Annotated in this window: 15 protein-coding genes; 7 read left to right on the forward strand and 8 right to left on the reverse strand. The window is 64.7% G+C overall.

The window, feature by feature from the left end; genetic code table 11:
- The 3 genes from ACS8YF_RS00005 to ACS8YF_RS00015 form a co-directional block, all read left to right on the forward strand.
- Positions 1-629 (forward strand): uracil-DNA glycosylase (locus tag ACS8YF_RS00005; RefSeq protein WP_440848175.1); only part of this gene is annotated, 629 nt, incomplete at its 5' end.
- Positions 626-1,096, forward strand: coding sequence for a ribosomal protein S18-alanine N-acetyltransferase (rimI, locus tag ACS8YF_RS00010; RefSeq protein ID WP_440848176.1), 471 nt, complete (start codon positions 626-628; stop codon positions 1,094-1,096). The genes ACS8YF_RS00005 and rimI, both read left to right, overlap by 4 nt.
- Entirely contained in the window at positions 1,093-2,367 is a 1,275-nt protein-coding gene (locus ACS8YF_RS00015) for an MFS transporter (protein WP_440848177.1), read from the forward strand. Before rimI ends, ACS8YF_RS00015 begins: the two co-directional genes overlap by 4 nt.
- A gap of 86 nt (positions 2,368-2,453) precedes the next feature.
- Here ACS8YF_RS00015 and ACS8YF_RS00020 read toward each other — a convergent pair whose 3' ends face one another.
- A complete protein-coding gene (locus ACS8YF_RS00020) occupies positions 2,454-3,656 on the reverse strand; it encodes an acetyl-CoA C-acyltransferase (protein ID WP_440848178.1) in 1,203 nt (400 codons plus the stop codon).
- 163 nt (positions 3,657-3,819) lie between these two features.
- Here ACS8YF_RS00020 and ACS8YF_RS00025 point away from each other — a divergent pair, with 163 nt between their 5' ends.
- Positions 3,820-4,776: an NAD(P)H-dependent flavin oxidoreductase gene (locus ACS8YF_RS00025; RefSeq protein ID WP_440848179.1), complete on the forward strand. Its 957-nt coding sequence runs from the start codon at positions 3,820-3,822 to the stop codon at positions 4,774-4,776.
- Between the two features lie 410 nt (positions 4,777-5,186).
- Here ACS8YF_RS00025 and ACS8YF_RS00030 read toward each other — a convergent pair whose 3' ends face one another.
- The 7 genes from ACS8YF_RS00030 to ACS8YF_RS00060 all read right to left on the reverse strand — a co-directional run bounded on the left by ACS8YF_RS00030 (position 5,187) and on the right by ACS8YF_RS00060 (position 12,437).
- Complete coding sequence (locus tag ACS8YF_RS00030) at positions 5,187-5,645, reverse strand: MaoC family dehydratase (protein WP_440848180.1); 459 nt, start codon at positions 5,643-5,645, stop codon at positions 5,187-5,189.
- Between the two features lie 35 nt (positions 5,646-5,680).
- Positions 5,681-6,631, reverse strand: coding sequence for an electron transfer flavoprotein subunit alpha/FixB family protein (locus ACS8YF_RS00035; RefSeq protein WP_440848181.1), 951 nt, complete (start codon positions 6,629-6,631; stop codon positions 5,681-5,683).
- The gene (locus ACS8YF_RS00040; RefSeq protein WP_440848182.1) at positions 6,628-7,374 is read right to left on the reverse strand and encodes an electron transfer flavoprotein subunit beta/FixA family protein; all 747 of its coding nucleotides are present in this window, start codon (positions 7,372-7,374) and stop codon (positions 6,628-6,630) included. Before ACS8YF_RS00040 ends, ACS8YF_RS00035 begins: the two co-directional genes overlap by 4 nt.
- Before the next feature lie 17 nt (positions 7,375-7,391).
- Positions 7,392-9,014, reverse strand: coding sequence for a 4Fe-4S dicluster domain-containing protein (locus ACS8YF_RS00045; RefSeq protein WP_440848183.1), 1,623 nt, complete (start codon positions 9,012-9,014; stop codon positions 7,392-7,394).
- Between the two features lie 88 nt (positions 9,015-9,102).
- On the reverse strand, positions 9,103-9,891 hold the full coding sequence (locus ACS8YF_RS00050; RefSeq protein ID WP_440848184.1) for an SDR family NAD(P)-dependent oxidoreductase: 789 nt from the start codon (positions 9,889-9,891) through the stop codon (positions 9,103-9,105).
- A gap of 91 nt (positions 9,892-9,982) precedes the next feature.
- Positions 9,983-10,648 (reverse strand): hypothetical protein, encoded by a 666-nt coding sequence (locus ACS8YF_RS00055; RefSeq protein ID WP_440848185.1) that lies wholly within the window; start codon positions 10,646-10,648, stop codon positions 9,983-9,985.
- A gap of 31 nt (positions 10,649-10,679) precedes the next feature.
- A complete protein-coding gene (locus tag ACS8YF_RS00060) occupies positions 10,680-12,437 on the reverse strand; it encodes a DUF1302 family protein (RefSeq protein WP_440848186.1) in 1,758 nt (585 codons plus the stop codon).
- Positions 12,438-13,001: 564 nt separating this feature from the next.
- Between ACS8YF_RS00060 and ACS8YF_RS00065 the strand changes: the two genes are divergently transcribed.
- From ACS8YF_RS00065 to ACS8YF_RS00075, 3 genes are all read left to right on the forward strand, one after another.
- Positions 13,002-13,787 (forward strand): IclR family transcriptional regulator, encoded by a 786-nt coding sequence (locus tag ACS8YF_RS00065; RefSeq protein ID WP_440848187.1) that lies wholly within the window; start codon positions 13,002-13,004, stop codon positions 13,785-13,787.
- Positions 13,788-13,938: 151 nt separating this feature from the next.
- Positions 13,939-15,153: an acyl-CoA dehydrogenase family protein gene (locus tag ACS8YF_RS00070; RefSeq protein WP_440848188.1), complete on the forward strand. Its 1,215-nt coding sequence runs from the start codon at positions 13,939-13,941 to the stop codon at positions 15,151-15,153.
- Positions 15,154-15,183: 30 nt separating this feature from the next.
- Positions 15,184-15,951 carry an SDR family NAD(P)-dependent oxidoreductase gene (locus ACS8YF_RS00075; protein ID WP_440848189.1) on the forward strand — a complete coding sequence of 256 codons (768 nt, stop codon included), beginning with the start codon at positions 15,184-15,186 and terminating at the stop codon, positions 15,949-15,951.
- The last annotated feature ends 6 nt before the right edge of the window (positions 15,952-15,957 follow it).

Consider the following 15,957-nt stretch of genomic DNA (forward strand, 5'->3'; position numbering starts at 1 on the left):
CGGTGAACCACGCGCGCGAACCGGGGGCCGACGCCAGCCCGGCGCCGACGCCGGATGCCGGCACCGGCCCGGCCGGGCTCGACTGGGACGGGTTGGAGGCCTATCTGGCACGCCAGGACCATCGCGGCGCGACCCGCCCGGTATTCGGCATCGGCGCACGCGATGCGCAGGTGTTGATCGTGGGCGAGGCCCCGGGTGCGAGCGAGGACGCCCAGGGTGTGCCGTTTGTCGGCCGCGCCGGCAAGTTGCTCGACCGCATGCTGGCGGCGATCGATTGCTCGCGCGCCACCAACGTCTACATCACCAATATCTGCAAGTTCCGCCCGCCGGACAATCGCGACCCGACGCCGGATGAAGTCGCGGCTGACTGGCCGATCCTGGAACGCCAGATCGATTTGATGGCGCCGCGCCTGGTGGTGGCGGTCGGCCGGGTCGCCGCGCAGACGCTGCTCGCTTGCCAGACCCCGCTCGGCAAGCTGCGCGGCCGGTTGCACCGTTACCCGCGGCGCGATCTCGATGTGCTGGTGACCTATCATCCCGCGTTCCTGTTGCGCAGTCCGCAGCAGAAGAGCAAGGCCTGGGCGGATCTGAAAATGATCGCCCGCCATATCCGGTCCTTCGAGCCATGAGCACCGCGCCCGACGATCTCTGGCAGGTCCGGCGCATGCGTTCCCACGATGTCGATGCCGTGGTGGCGATCGAGCATGCGTCCTACAGCCATCCCTGGAGCGAACGCATTTTTCGCGATTGCCTGCGCGTGGGCTATCGCGCCTGGGTGGTGGATCAGGCCGGGCGAAGTGTAGCGGGATACGCGCTGGCCTCGATCGCGGTGGGTGAGGCCCACCTGCTCAATCTGTGCGTGGCCGAAAGCGCGCGCGGCAACGGCGCGGCCGGTCGCCTGCTGGACGTGGTGATTGCACGGGCGGCTGCGGAAAACGCCAATGAACTGTTTCTCGAGGTACGGCCCTCCAACCGTGCCGCGCGCCGGCTCTATGCCCGCTATGGTTTCGAAACGCGTGGCCGCCGGCCCAACTATTATCCGCACAGGCATGGCCGCGAGGATGCGTTGGTCTTGTCAAAGGTGATCACAATTTGAGCGATACGCGTTTCACCTGGCGCGGCCGGTTCGGCTGGGCCTTCTACGACTGGGCCAATTCCGCGTTCGCGACGACCGTCGTGGCCGGCTTTTTCCCGGTGTTCTTCAAGACATTCTGGAGCGCCGACTATCCGGCCGAAACGAGCACGCTGCAGCTGGGCGTGGGCAGCGCATTGGCGAGTTTTGTGGTGCTGTTTCTGGCGCCTGTCGGCGGCGCGATCGCCGACCGCGGGCATCGCAAGAAAGCCGGGCTGGCGCTGTCGACAGGGCTTTCGGTGGCCGCCACCGCCGGGCTGTTTTGGGTCGGCCACGGCCAATGGCTGACCGCGATGGCGCTGTTCGTGCTGGCCTCGATCGGATTCTTCATGGCCATGGTGTTCTACGACAGCCTGATCGTGGATGTGGCCGCGCCGGGCGACTACGATCGCACCTCGGCGCTCGGCTATGGCCTGGGCTATCTCGGCGGCGGACTGCTGCTGGCGCTCAATGTCGCCATGACGATCTGGCCGCATGCCTTCGGCCTGGCCGGCCGTGCGGATGCCGTGCGCTGGTCCTTTTTGAGCGTCGCAGTCTGGTGGGCGCTGTTCTCGCTGCCGTTGTTCCTGTTCTCCCGCGAGCGCACGGATGGCGCCCGCGTGTCCGCCGTCCGGGCCGTGCGCGACGGGCTCCGCGAATTGCGGGGCACGGCGCAGGACATTCTTGCGCAGCACGAGATCTGGCTGTTCCTGCTGGCCTACTGGCTCTACATCGACGGCGTGAATACCATCGTCCGCATGGCGGTCGATTTCGGCTTGAGCCTGGGCTTCGGTCAGGAAAGTCTGATCATGGCGCTGCTGCTGGTGCAGTTCATCGGTTTTCCGGCGGCGATCGCCTTCGGCTGGCTGGCCTCGATCTGGGAGACCAAGAAGGCAATCTATCTCGGGCTCTGTGTCTATGCCGCGATCTCGGCCTGGGCCTATTTCCTGCACGACGTCTGGCAGTTCTATGCCATGGCGGTTGCCATCGGGCTGGTGCAGGGCGGGGTGCAATCGTTGTCGCGCTCCTACTACGCCCGGCTTATTCCCGAGGGCAAGGCCGGCGAGTACTTCGGCATCTACAACATGCTCGGCAAGTTCGCTGCCGTGATCGGGCCGCTGCTGGTCGGCGTGGTCGCCGCCATGAGCGGCAGCGCGCGGCTGTCGATCCTGTCGGTGGTGGTTCTGTTCATCGCCGGCGGCTGGCTGCTCACGCGGGTGGACGCGCGCCGCGCCCATCCTTCGACCGGGGCGTAACCGGATATGTTCGCCTACGCCCTCGATGACCCGCGGCAGCTTGAGCGGTCGCGCCGCGACAAGCCGACGCGCTCTCGGCAGCGGCGTTAGAAAACCTCGAACAATCCCGCGGCACCGATGCCGCCGCCGACGCACATGGTGACCACCACGTGCTTGACGCCGCGGCGCCGGCCTTCGATCAGCGCATGGCCGACCATGCGGGCACCGGACATGCCGTAGGGATGGCCGATGGATATGGAACCGCCGTCGACGTTGTAGATGTCGGGGTCGATGCCGAGATGATCGCGGCAGTACAGGCACTGGCTGGCGAAGGCCTCGTTGAGCTCCCAAAGGCCGATGTCGTCGATGGCCAGGCCGAAGCGGTTCAGCAGTTTCGGCACGGCATAGATCGGGCCGATGCCCATTTCGTCGGGGGCGCAGCCGGCGACCGCCATGCCGACGTAGGCGCCCAGCGGTTCCAGCCCGCGCCGCTCGGCTTCGCCGGCTTCCATGAGCACGCTGGCCGAGGCGCCGTCGGACAGTTGCGATGCATTGCCGGCGGTGATGAATCGTCCTTTGCCGATCTGCTGGCCATTTTCGAACACGGGTTTGAGCTGGGCCAGACCCTCCCGGGTGGTGTTGGGTCGATTGCCCTCGTCCTGACGCAACGTGACCGCTTCCGAGCCGGTCGCGCCGGTCGCCTTGTCGACGGTGGTCTTGACCGTGCTCAGGGGCACGATTTCGTCGTCGAAGCGGCCCGCCTGTTGTGCCGCGGCCGTGCGCATCTGCGACTGATACGCGTATTCGTCCTGCGCCTCGCGCGATACGCCGTAGCGATCGGCCACGATCTCGGCGGTTTCGAGCATGCTCATGTAGATATCCGGCTGATTCGCCTCCAGCCAGGGATCGCGGGCCCGATATTGATTGTTGTGTTCGTTCTGCACCAGCGAGATCGATTCCAGCCCGCCGCCGACGACCACGTTCATCCGGTCGTGCACGATCTGCTTGGCCGCGGTGGCAATACCCATGAGCCCGGATGCGCATTGCCGGTCGATCGTCATGCCCGGCACGCCGGTGGCCAGACCCGCCCTTAACGCGCACTGGCGGGCGACATTGCCGCCGGTTGAACCCTGTTGTTGGGCGACGCCGAGAATCACGTCATCCACGGCGTCGGCTTCGAGGGCGGCGCGTTGGATGGCATGTTCGATGGCGTGGCTGCCCAGGGCCTGACCCTGGGTGTTGTTGAAAGCGCCGCGATAGGCTTTGCCGATCGGCGTGCGTGCCGTGGAAACGATGACAGCTTGGCGCATGAAAATCCTCGATGGCTTCGGGGCAATGGCGCGTGGGCCGCGCCATTGCCAAAAGGTGGCCGCTTAACTAAATTGAAACGACGTTTCAAAATATGGTCAACCAGTATGTTGAGGGTAGGGGTCAGCGTCAAGATATGCGTAAAGCGCTTAACGGGGCTTGCTGATGTCACTGAGTGAACGACTTCGCGCGGATATGCGGCTGCCGGTCATCGGCTCGCCGATGTTCATCGTGTCGAACCCGGCGCTGGTGATCGCCCAGTGCACCGCGGGCATCATCGGCGCCTTCCCGGCGCTCAATGCCCGGCCGGCCGAGCAGCTGCCGGTCTGGCTCGAGCGCATCATGAACGCCCTGGCCGCCGAGCGCGCCGCGCGCCCGCAGGCCCGGATCGCGCCGTTCGCGGTCAACCAGATCGTGCATGCCTCCAACGACCGGCTGGAACAAGATCTTCGCGCCTGCGCGGATTTCCGCGTGCCGTTGCTGATCACGAGCCTGCGCGCCCCGCATGCGGCGGTCGAGGCCGCCCACGATTATGGCGGGCACGTGTTCCACGATGTGATCAACGTGCGTCATGCCGAGAAGGCGATCGAAGCGGGCGTGGATGGCCTGATCGTGGTCTGCGCCGGCGCCGGCGGGCATGCCGGTACGCTGAGTCCGTTCGCCCTGGTCTCGGAGATCCGGCGGTTCTGGGATGGCCCGCTGGTCCTGTCCGGTGCGATGACCCGCGGCGCGCATATCCTGGCGGCCGAGGCGCTGGGCGCGGATTTCGCGTACATGGGCACGCGTTTCATCGCCACCGAAGAAGCCAATGCGGCGGCCGAGTACAAGACCATGATCACCACATCGAGCGCGAAGGATATCGTCTACAGCAATCTGTTCACCGGGGTGCACGGCAACTATCTGCGTGGCTCGATCGAGAACGCCGGACTCGACCCGCATGATCTGCCGACATCGGACAAGCAGGCCATGAGCTTCGGCAGCGACCGCAAGAAGGCCTGGAAGGATATCTGGGGCGCGGGCCAGGGCGTCGGCAACATCGACGCCATCGAGCCGGTGGCCGATGTGGTCGAACAACTGGTCGCGGAATACAACGCGGCCCGTCAGCGGCTCGGCGCGCGCTGAGCCGCCGGCGCCGCGGATACCGGTCGCTCGACAGGGCCGATTCGAGTCCGGCGACGGGCATCAGACGACTTGGTTATGTACGACACTCGGCTGGCTTATTAACCCGGCACAAAAATAGATGATTTTTCGGGTTAATAGCGCGCGTATGCGACCGCATGCTTGCCGCGGCCATTGGCCGTGAAGCCTTTGAAAATAAAAGACAGACAGGCGCCGACTTTTATTTTTGAAGGCGTTGAAAACAGCGGATGAAGTCAGCTGTTTTGATGCCGGATTAATAATAAGCAAGAGCATTGCGCCCGCAAATCCACGCAAATGGGCGCAAATAAGAAGGAAGATCAACAAGCTGCTGATTTCAGGTGCGCAGGCAATGGCGTCGTCAAGCCTTTGTCTGAACTGTGTATATAGCCAGGTCAGACGATGTACAGGGTCAGGGTCTCGGCGATACAGGCCGGCTTGTCGTGGTTTTCGATCTCGACGGTCACATGACAGCCGACACGGAACGCACCGGGCCCGCGCGCGATCACCTCATCCAGCCGGACCCGTGCCCGTATCCGCGCACCGGCCGGCACCGGATTGATGAAACGCAGGGTATCCAACCCGTAATTCACGCGCGTGCCGACCCCGCGCACGGTAAAGACTTCGCCGACCAGGCGCGGCAGCAGGGACAGTGTCAGAAAACCGTGGGCCACCGGCCCGCCGAAGGGCGAGTCGCGCGTTGCGCGCTCGACGTCGACATGGATCCACTGATGATCGTCGGTGGCATCGGCGAAGCCATCGATACGCGACTGGTCGATCGTCAACCACCCGCTGCTGCCGAGTTCGGCGCCGACATGTGCCTGTAGTGCCGGTATATCGTCAAAGGCCTGCATGAGCGATTTCGATCGGGCCAAACACTATGGCGGCGCTAGCCAACGGCACGCTCGAGTTCCGGAATGATTTCGAACAGATCGCCGACCAGGCCGATGTCGGCGATCTCGAAGATCGGCGCCTCTTCGTCCTTGTTGATCGCCACGATCGTGCCGGCATCCTTGATGCCGGCCAGGTGCTGGATGGCCCCCGAGATGCCGAAGCAGATATAAAGGTCGGGCGAGATGATCTTGCCGGTCTGGCCGACCTGCATGTCGTTGGGCACGAAGCCGGCGTCCACCGCCGCCCGCGAGGCGCCGACGGCGGCGCCGATCTTGTCGGCGAAATCGTAGATGAGCCGGAAGTTGTCCGCGCTGCCGACGCCGCGCCCGCCGGATACCACCTTGGATGCGGTCTGCAGGTCGGGCCGGTCGGAGGCCTGCTGTTCCAGACGGATGAAGCGGGTGTGGCCGGGCAGCTCGACATCCAGCTTGATCGGCTCGACCGTGGCCTGGTTGTCCGTGCTCGCGGCGGGATAGGACGCACAGCGCACCGAGGCGACCAGCACTTGATCGGCCGGCGCGGCGACCGTGGTCACCGCATTGCCGGCATAGATTGGCCGGTCGAACTCGTGCGGCCCGTGCACGGCCATGATGTCGGTGACCATGGGCACGCCGAGCAGGGCGGCCACCCGCGGCATCAGGTCCTTGCCGAAGGTGGTGTTCGGGCCGAGCACATGGCTGTACCGGCCTTGTTCGGCCGCCGCCACGATCTGCGGCGCGAACACCGCCGCGGTGGGGTGCGCGTTGGCCGGGTGGTCGGCATGGCGCACGCTCGCCACACCGTTGATGCGCGCGGCCTCGCCGGCGATAGTCGCACCGTCGTCGGCCAGCACCAGCACATCGATCTCGCGGTCTGCGATCTGTTGTGCGCAGGTCACCGTGCGCGCGGTCGATTCATTGAGGCGGCCGTCCAGATGGTCGGCGATGATCAGAATCCTGTCGCTCATAGCAGGCTCTTCTCCTTGAGTTTGGCGACCAGTTGGTCGACCGATTGCACGCGGATGCCGGCCTCGCGTTGCGGCGGCGGTGCGGTCCTGCGGGTTTCCAGCATCGCAGCGGGTGCTACGCCGAGCTCGGTCAGGCTGCGGGTCTCGATCGGTTTCCTCTTGGCCTTCATGATGTTGGGCAGCTTGAGATAGCGCGGTTCGTTGAGGCGCAGATCGGCCGTGATCACCGCCGGCAGGTCCACCTCCAGGGTTTCGAGCCCGGCATCGATCTCGCGGGTGACCCGGGCGTGGTCGTCGGCCAACTCGATCACCGAGGCGAACGTGGCCTGGGGCCAGCCGAGCAGGGCGGCCGTCATCTGGCCGGTTTGATTGGCGTCGTCGTCGATCGCCTGTTTGCCCATCAGGAAAACCGCGGGCTGCTCGTTCTCGGCGATCGCCTTGAAAACGCGGGCGGCGGTGAGCGGCTGGACCGCGTCTTCCGTCTTGACGTGAATGGCGCGATCGCAGCCGAAGGCCAGGGCCGTGCGCAGCTGTTCGGCCGCCGGATCCGGACCGATGGTCACGGCCACGACTTCGTCCGCCGTGCCGGCTTCCTTCCAGCGGATGGCCTGTTCGAGGGCGATTTCATCGAACGGGTTCATGCTGTGCTTGACGCCGTCGGTGACCACGCCCGAGCCGTCGGACTTGATCTGGATGCGGACGTTGTAGTCGATCGCGCGCTTGACGCTGACCAGTACTTTCATGGCTGTCCCTTGCGTGGTCAGAGGTTGTAGTAATTAGGCCCCGAGCCGCCCTCGGGCGCGACCCAGTTGATGATCTGGTACGGATCCTTGATATCGCAGGTCTTGCAGTGCACGCAGTTGGCGGCGTTGATCTTGAGTGCCGGCTCGCCGGCCTCGTTTTCCACCATCTCGTAGACGCTGGCCGGACAGAAACGCGTGCAGGGGTTGCCGTATTCCCGGGTACAGCGGTCGGTACAGATGCTCGGATCCAGCACCTGCAGGTGGACCGGTTGATCCTCATCGTGCTCGGTCTGGGCGTAGTAGACCGAGGCCAGGCGATCGCGCGGGGCCAGGTCGCGTTCAACGTAACCCTGCGCTTCGTCCGGGGGCGGGGCGTCGAGTTGATCGAGTCTTTGCGTGGTCTGCCAGTCGGCATGATTGGACAGCGTCCAGGGCGAGGCGCCTCGGGTCGCCGTCTCCCAGACCGCATTCAGCAGCCCGGTCCATTGGCCCTTGTTGAAGCCGGGCCGGATATTGCGGACCCGTTTCAGTTCGGTGCCGACCTCGGAGGCCCGCAGCGCGGCATCAAAGCCGTCGGCTGTGCCGTGCGCCGCGATATGATCGGCCGCGATCATGCCCGAGCGCATCGCGGTATGGATGCCCTTGATCTTGGGCACATTCAGTGTGCCCGCCGCATCGCCGAGCAGCATCGCGCCGGGCATCTCCATCTTTGGCAGCGACTGCCAGCCGCCCTCGACCAACGCCCGGGCGCCGGCCGACACAATCTCGCCGCCCTCCAGCATGGGTTTGATCCTCGGATGATGCTTGAGTTGCTGGAAGGCCTCGAACGGGCGCAGCCGCGGATCGGCATAATCCAGGCCGACGACAAAACCGATGGCGATGCGGTTGTCGTCGAGATGGTAGACAAAGCTGCCGCCGTAGGTGTCGTTGTCCAGCGGCCAGCCGATCGTATGCTGCACCAGGCCTGGCTTGCACTGGCCTTCGGGTACTTTCCAGAGTTCCTTCAAGCCGATGCCGTAGGTCTGCGGATCGCTGTGCCGGTCGAGCTCGAAATGCCGGATGAGCTGTTTGCTGCAATGGCCGCGACATCCCTCGGCGAACAACGTGACCGGCGCATGGATTTCGATGCCCGGGGTGAAGCTGTCCTTGGGCCGACCGCCGCGGTCCAGCCCCATGTCGGGCGTACGCACGCCCTTGACCGCGCCGCCGTCATCGAACAGCGCCTCGGCGGCGGGAAAGCCGGGGTAGATCTCCACGCCCAGCGCTTCGGCCCTGGGCGCCAGCCAACTCATCAGATTGGCGATGGAGACGATCACATTGCCGGTATTGTTCTGCTGCGGTGGTGTCGGCAGCCGCTTCGCGCCGTCACGGGTGAGCCGCCAGAACTCATCCTCGACCGCATCGACACAGATCGCGGGCGGATCGTCGCGCCAGTCCGGCACCAGTTCGTCGAGCGGGCCGGTCTCGATCACCGCGCCGGCGAGATTGTGGGCGCCGACCTCCGAGGCTTTTTCGAGCACGCAGACGTCGGTTTCCGGTGATTGCTGCTTGATGCGCATGGCCGCGGCCAGCCCGGCCGGGCCGGCGCCGACGACGAGCACGTCGTAGGCCATGATGTCGCGTTCGGTCTGTTCGGTCATGGGCGGTTCGTGATCGGCAGTGGGAAACAGGCCCGTGTGCCGGCAGCAAAGACACGGGACGGGGGGATGCGGCGGCTCGCGATCGCCATCAGAACTTCATGCCCGGCATGTTCAACGAGGCGGTGTTGCCGCCGTCCACCGCCAGTGCCTGGCCGGTGACGAAGCTGGCATCGTCGCTGGCCAGAAAGGCGATCGCCGCCGCCACTTCCTCGGGATGGCCGTAGCGACGCAGTTCGCAGCGGGCACCCAGCTTGTGGGTCTTGCCGTGTGCGGCCGCGTATTCGAATACCGGTCGGGTCATGCCCGTTTCGATCAGGCCGGGACAGACGGCGTTCACACGAATGCCGCATTTGCCGAGGTCGCAGGCGGCGGTCTGGGTCAGGCTGATCACCCCGGCCTTGGTGGCGCTGTAGGCATTGCCGCCGGCGCCCGAGCGCAGCCCGGCTACCGACGCGGTGTTGACGATTGCCCCGCGGCCGGCGGCCCGCATCGCGCCGGCCACGGTTTTCAGCACCTGCGCGCTGCCGAGCAGATTCACGTCAACGACGTGGCGCCAGTTGGCAAGATCGTTGTCGTCGATCGATGAATGATCCGTACCCGCAATACCGGCGTTGTTGCATAGCACATCGATCCGGCCGTGCGTCGTCATCACTTGTTCGACCCGTGATGCAACGGCGGCGGGATCGCGGATGTCCAGCGTGCCTGCGACATGGCCGGCCCCGGCCGGAAGCTCGGCCTGGAGGCTGGCCAGCGCGGTTGCATCGCGATCGAGGGCAACGACGGTCGCGCCTTCGGCGATCAGGCGCCGGGTGCAGGCCCGGCCGATGCCGCTCGCGGCCCCGGTGATCATGGCGATGCGCTGATCGAATCGGTTCATGGCTTGACGGGCGCTGAGCCTCGCGGGATGCATGGCACGATTCTACCGCTGATCGAACGCGGGTCAATAAAAGTGAAATTCGGTTCCATTTTTATTGTCCGGGCGGGCTGGACTTGGACTGCCCCGCGGCTGGCGCCGGGGCATCGAACAGCCCGGCCTGGGTCAGTTGTCGGGCCACGACGCTCGCGAACTGGTCGGCGCCGGCCTTGAGGCCGTTCGGATTGTAGGTGACGGAGGTGGCCGACCAGACAATGGCCTGCTGCTTGACGTCCCAGAAATTGATTCGTGCCACGTAGGTGGTTTCATTGAGCGAGAAATCCGGGCCGAGCGGCTCGGCGCGCATGCTGAGGGTGGCGCCGGCCGGCGCCGGGGCAGAGGGCCCGGCGCTGACCTTCACGTTCTCGATCTTTTTGTGCACGAGATGGATGCCGATCGCGCTGTCGAATCCGTGTTGTTGCAGCCGGTGTGCGAGATAGGCGCGGGATTTGTCCTGAATGCCCTTGTTGCCATAAATCGGCATGGCAGCACGAGCATTCACGCCACGCGCCCGCAGTGCGGCGACCACGGCATTCTCCAGAGTGCTACGGCTCGCCGAATCCACCAGCACGCCCACCACCGGCGCGCGGTAAGGGGGTTTCGCGGTTGCTTCCATGTTCGGCCGGACATCGACCACGCGCGTATGTCGATAAGGCGAATTCGCGCAGGCGGCCAGCAGGGTCGTCCCGCCCAGCACCAAAGCCCTGATGATCTTGTTCATTGAGTTGTCCTCGGGTGGCTCACTGACGGCGCTAGAACGAATAACTGGCGCTGAAGGCGAAATAATCGCGGTCCTGGACCGTGCTGTATTTGGTGGTGTTGTAGTTGGTATACGACAGGTCGCCGCCGAGATGATGGTACTGCAGGCCCAGCCCGACGGTGATCGTGCGTTGATGCGCTTCGAACGAATTATCGCTGGAAAAGCCGTCGACGCCCTGGCGCAGGGTCAAGCTGGGCTTGAGCGCAAGCGCGCCAATGACATTGTTGTAGGTGGACTCGAGCGAAATCTGATAGCCCCAGCTGAAATCGGTCACGTAGCCATCGGCACCGGGCGCGCCGATCCCGAAATTCGTGTGCCGACCGAAGCGTATGTCGTTGTGGCTGGGCAGGTTGGGAATCGTTTCGAACGCCGTCTCTGCCGAGGCCACCGTTTTATCGGCGCCGAGCAGATCGGGGATGATGGTGGTGAAGGTCAGCTCGGCGCGCTCCACACCGTAGCGTTTGTAGCCCTGGACGTTCTGGCCGAGACCGATTGCATCCACATAGGCCTGGGTGCCGGCCGGAATGTTGGGGTTGGCCGGTGAGCCGGTGGCGGATGTGGCCGATTGGGTGGTCAGGTCCGGGGTGTTGATCTGCAGCGGCATGTTGTCGACATAGCTCAGATTGAGCGCCAGGTTGCCGATGTTCTGAAAGGTCTTGTCGGCCGTCAGGCCAAACACTCGAATGTCGTTCGGGTAATCATAGTGAAAGGTGACGGAATTGAAGACCGCCGGCGCGGAAGGGGTCGGTCGGGGGTCGGCGTTCTTGTGCAGCGAGTAATACGGCAGGCGGGCGTTGTAATTGAAAAAGTACGCACCGATATGCGCGTTCTGCTGAGCGAACGAGTACTGGAGCTTGAAGCCGTACTGTCCGCCGTTGCTGGCCTTGTTATCCGGGCCACGGCGGAAATACAGGCCATGATCGAGCGCGTAGCGGTTCGGCACCACCACCTGATTGGAAAACGTGGCATAGCATCCGGGCGCGACATTGTCGTAGGTGGCGTAAAACGTGCCACAGCCGTCGGTAACTGAATGCTGCCAGCTGAACTGGTAGAACGCTTTCATGTCCAGATGCTGCGTCAAGCCGAGGTCGGCGCTGAGCATGCCGGCCGGAATCAGGTACTGCTGGTAGCCGGAACCCGGCCGATGAAAGGCCGGCAGGTCGATGGCATTCAGCGAACCGAACGAGCCGCGGGTGAACAGGCTGCGGCCCCACAGCAGCAACTGCTTGCCGAGCTTGAAGCTGACGTCGTGTCCCCGGACATCGAATTTACCGAAGGCGTAAGCCTGCTGGAAGGTGGCGCCGTTGAACTTGGCGCGTCTGTTGAAACCGTGGTCGCTCAGCGGTGTATTCGGCACATAGCCGTTGGGCACGTTGCCGTGCGCCACCGACTTGTTGTCCTCGAGGTAGTCTTCCCAGGCCTGGCCGCTGACGAATAGCCCGTAGTTGCCATGGCTCAGTTTGACGCTGCCGTAGAGTTGGGCGCTGCCCTTCACGAAGTCGCCTTTCTTGTAATTGAGATCGCCGTCGTCCGATACGGCATCATCCGAGCGCCCGCCGGCCTTGTTGCCCGCGAACAGGATGTCGTTGCTGGGCGATTGGGTCCGGATGGCGCTGCCGGCGATCGCCTTGAGGTTCCAGTCGGCGGAAACGCCATGCCCGAGATCGATATTGCCGCCGGCGAGGGCGGGGCCGGCGAATGACAACAAGCCGGCGGCATACAGTCCCCTTTTGCGAAAACCACTGTGCATGGTCGTGCTCTCCTCTTTTCGTTTTTGTCCCGGCATTCCCCGAATGGCATGCCGGTTCTTTTAAAATCACGCGCCAGCGATTTCGGCGTCGCGTGAGCAAGGCCTGTTCAAGCGGTTGCTCGATGCCGGCTATCGGTGGGGCATGGCCGAAATTACGCGCTGTTTTTTTTTGGAATTGCGTTTTGCAATTCGAATTGGGTCTAAACTGTGACGCTGATGTCGTCAAGCGACGCCGACCCGCCTCGATCGACCGACGCAGCGCGGCGCGAGCGGTCTTCGGATGTGTTTTTGAACGCGTCGGTGCGCCCGGAAACCTTGTGGCGGATTGGCTTGCGTTGGCGGCGGGCGGGCGATGGACGTATCGTCAAACCTGCCGCGACAGCCGCTCGGGGGGCGGATCGCCTGCGACGGATGTCGAATCCCGGCCGGGGGGCGTCCAAGGGGCCGGCGATTGAATCTGCGCTCGCATTACACGGGCCGGAAAAGGGGCGAACTCGAGGGTTCGAGAACATGACAACGACCAGGGCAGCACCGATGCGTCGAACAAAAACAGGGACGAATTCAGTGGATGGGAAGAAGGATCCCAATTTCGTGACCGCGCTCGCGCGCGGGCTCGAATTGATGCGTTGTTACGGTGACGCGGCGGAGTATCTGGGCAATGCCGAGCTGGCCAAGCGTACCGGCATCCCGCGACCGACCGTCTCGCGTCTGACGGCGACGCTGACCCAGTTGGGTTATCTGATTTACGTACCGCATCTGGAACGCTATCGACTCGGCCCGCGCGTGCTCGGTCTGGGTTATCGCTATCTGGCCAGCGAGGGCGTCAGCAACATCGCGCGGCCGTTCATGCAGGAGCTGGCGGATGCCACCGACTGCTTCATTGCGCTGGGCGTGGCCGAGTGCACGCAGATGACCTACACCCAGACCTGCCAGGGGCCGGGCCCGTTGATCATGCGCATGGGCACCGGCTCCCGTGTGCCCATGGCCTATACCGCGATCGGCCGGGCCTTTCTCGCGGCGTTGCCGGCGGATCAGCGCCGCCCCTATCGCGAGCTTATCCAGCGCGACGATCCGAGCGCGTGGCCGCACGTCGAGCGCGCCCTGGATCGTGCCGATCGCGAGTACGAACAGTTCGGCTTCTGTGTCGCCGAAAGCGAATGGACCCGTGATGTCAGCGGAGTAGGCGTGCCCCTGGCACTGGAAAACGGGCGCCGTGTGGTGGCATTCAACTGCAGCGGCTCGTCGCTGCGTCTGAGTTATCAGATTCTGACCGAGAACCTCGGCCCCCGGCTGCGCGCCATGGTGGCGCAGGTGCGCGAGTTGATCGAAGGCGGCGACGATCGCGGCTGATGCCGCCCGCTTCGGGCGCGCATATCGACACAAGTGGAATGCTGTTTTGATTTGTTGACGGCCTCTCTGGCGCTGTGTCACTTTGCGGATCAGCACAACACGCCTGACGGCCGAATCGGCCGGTCGGGAGGATTCGACGGAGGAGAGGTCCATGGGAGCGCTTTCCGATCGCGCCGAGGCGCTGCGATCCCGGCTGCGAAAGTTCATGGCCGAGCATGTGTATCCGAACGAGGCGGTCTATGCCGCCCAGCACGCACAGGCGGCGGATCGTTGGTCGGAGCCGCCGATTCATGGCCAGCTCAAGGCCCGGGCACGCGAACAGGGGCTGTGGAATCTGTTTCTGCCCGACAGCGAGCACGGCGCCGGTCTGTCCAACCACGATTACGCCCATCTGTGCGAAATCATGGGGCGCAGCCCGATCGCGCCGAGTGTGTTCAATTGCAACGCGCCGGACACCGGCAACATGGAAGTACTGGCACGTTACGGCAGCCCCGAGCAGCAGCAACGCTGGCTGACGCCTTTGCTCGAAGGCGAGATCCGGTCCTGCTTTTCCATGACCGAGCCGGAGGTCGCCTCCTCCGACGCCACCAATATCGGCACGTCGATCGTGCGCGACGGCGATGAATACGTGATCAACGGCCGCAAGTGGTGGTCGTCCGGGGCCATGTCGCGCGATTGCGCGATCGCCATCGTGATGGGCAAGACCGACCCCGGGGCCGAGCGCCACAAGCAGCAATCCATGATTCTCGTGCCGCTGGATACGCCGGGTGTGAAGATCGAGCGTGCACTGCATGTGTTCGGGTATGACGACGCGCCCGAAGGCCATGCCGATATTCATTACGACAACGTGCGGGTGCCGGCCGGGAACATCATTCTCGGCGAGGGGCGCGGCTTCGAGATCGCCCAGGGCCGGCTGGGCCCGGGGCGTATTCATCATTGCATGCGCACCATCGGCATGGCCGAACGGGCGCTGGAAGCGATGTGCGCGCGGGTCGCCGAGCGCGAGGCCTTCGGCCGCAAGCTGGCGGATTTCGACTCGATCCGCAAACAGATCGCGCGTTCCCGGGTCGAGATCGATCAGGCGCGGTTGCTGACGCTGCACGCCGCCGAACGCATGGATGCGGTCGGCAACAAGGCCGCCCGCCAGGAGATCGCGATGATCAAGGTGGTGGCGCCCGAGATGGCACTGCGGGTGCTCGACCGGGCGATCCAGGCCCACGGCGCGCTCGGTGTGTCGCAGGACAGCTTCCTCGCGCGCGCCTGGGCACACATTCGCACGTTGCGGCTGGCCGATGGGCCGGACGAGGTGCATCTGGATGCCATCGCCAAACTCGAACTGCGGCGCCAGAGCGCCGATGCCGGCTAAGCCGGCGAACACGGCTTACAGGAGCGGGATATGGGGCAACTGTTTGATTTGACCGGCCAGGTCGCGGTGATTACCGGCTCCAGCCGGGGCATCGGCAAGGCGATCGCCTGGCAGATGGCGGCGCACGGCGCGAAGGTCGTGATCTCCAGCCGCAAGGCCGAGGCCTGCGACGCCGTGGCCGCAGAACTGCGCAACGCCGGCTTCGACGCCATCGCCATTGCCTGTCATGTCGGCGACAAGAGCCAGCTGCAGCATCTGGTCGATACCACGATCACGACCTACGGCGGTATCGACGTGCTGGTATGCAACGCCGCCACCAACCCGGTGTACGGCCCGACCGGCGACATGACCGACGAGGCCTGGGACAAGATCATGAACACCAACGTCCGCTCGACCTTCTGGTTGTGCAACATGGTGCTGCCGGGCATGGCCGAACGCGGGCGCGGGCGGGTGATCGTGCTGTCGTCGATCGCCGCCCTGCGCGGTAACAACGTGATCGGGACGTACGGGGTTTCGAAGGCGGCCGAGGCGGCGCTGGTACGCAACCTCGCGGTGGAGTGGGGGCCGCAAAACATTCGCGTCAATGCGATCGCGCCGGGGCTGGTGCGTACCGATTTCGCGAAAGCGCTGATCGAGGATCCGGAGCGGCTGGCCCAGGCCGAACAGCGCACACCGGTGCGCCGGATCGGCGAGCCCGATGACATCGCCGGGGTGGCGGTCTTCCTGGCCAGCGCGGCCGGCGATTACGTCACCGGGCAGACGCTGGTCGCCGACGGCGGCGAGACGATTGCCGGCTGAACCGGC

It is taken from the genome of Salinisphaera sp. SWV1 (genome assembly GCF_052044155.1).
GTDB lineage: Bacteria > Pseudomonadota > Gammaproteobacteria > Nevskiales > Salinisphaeraceae > Salinisphaera.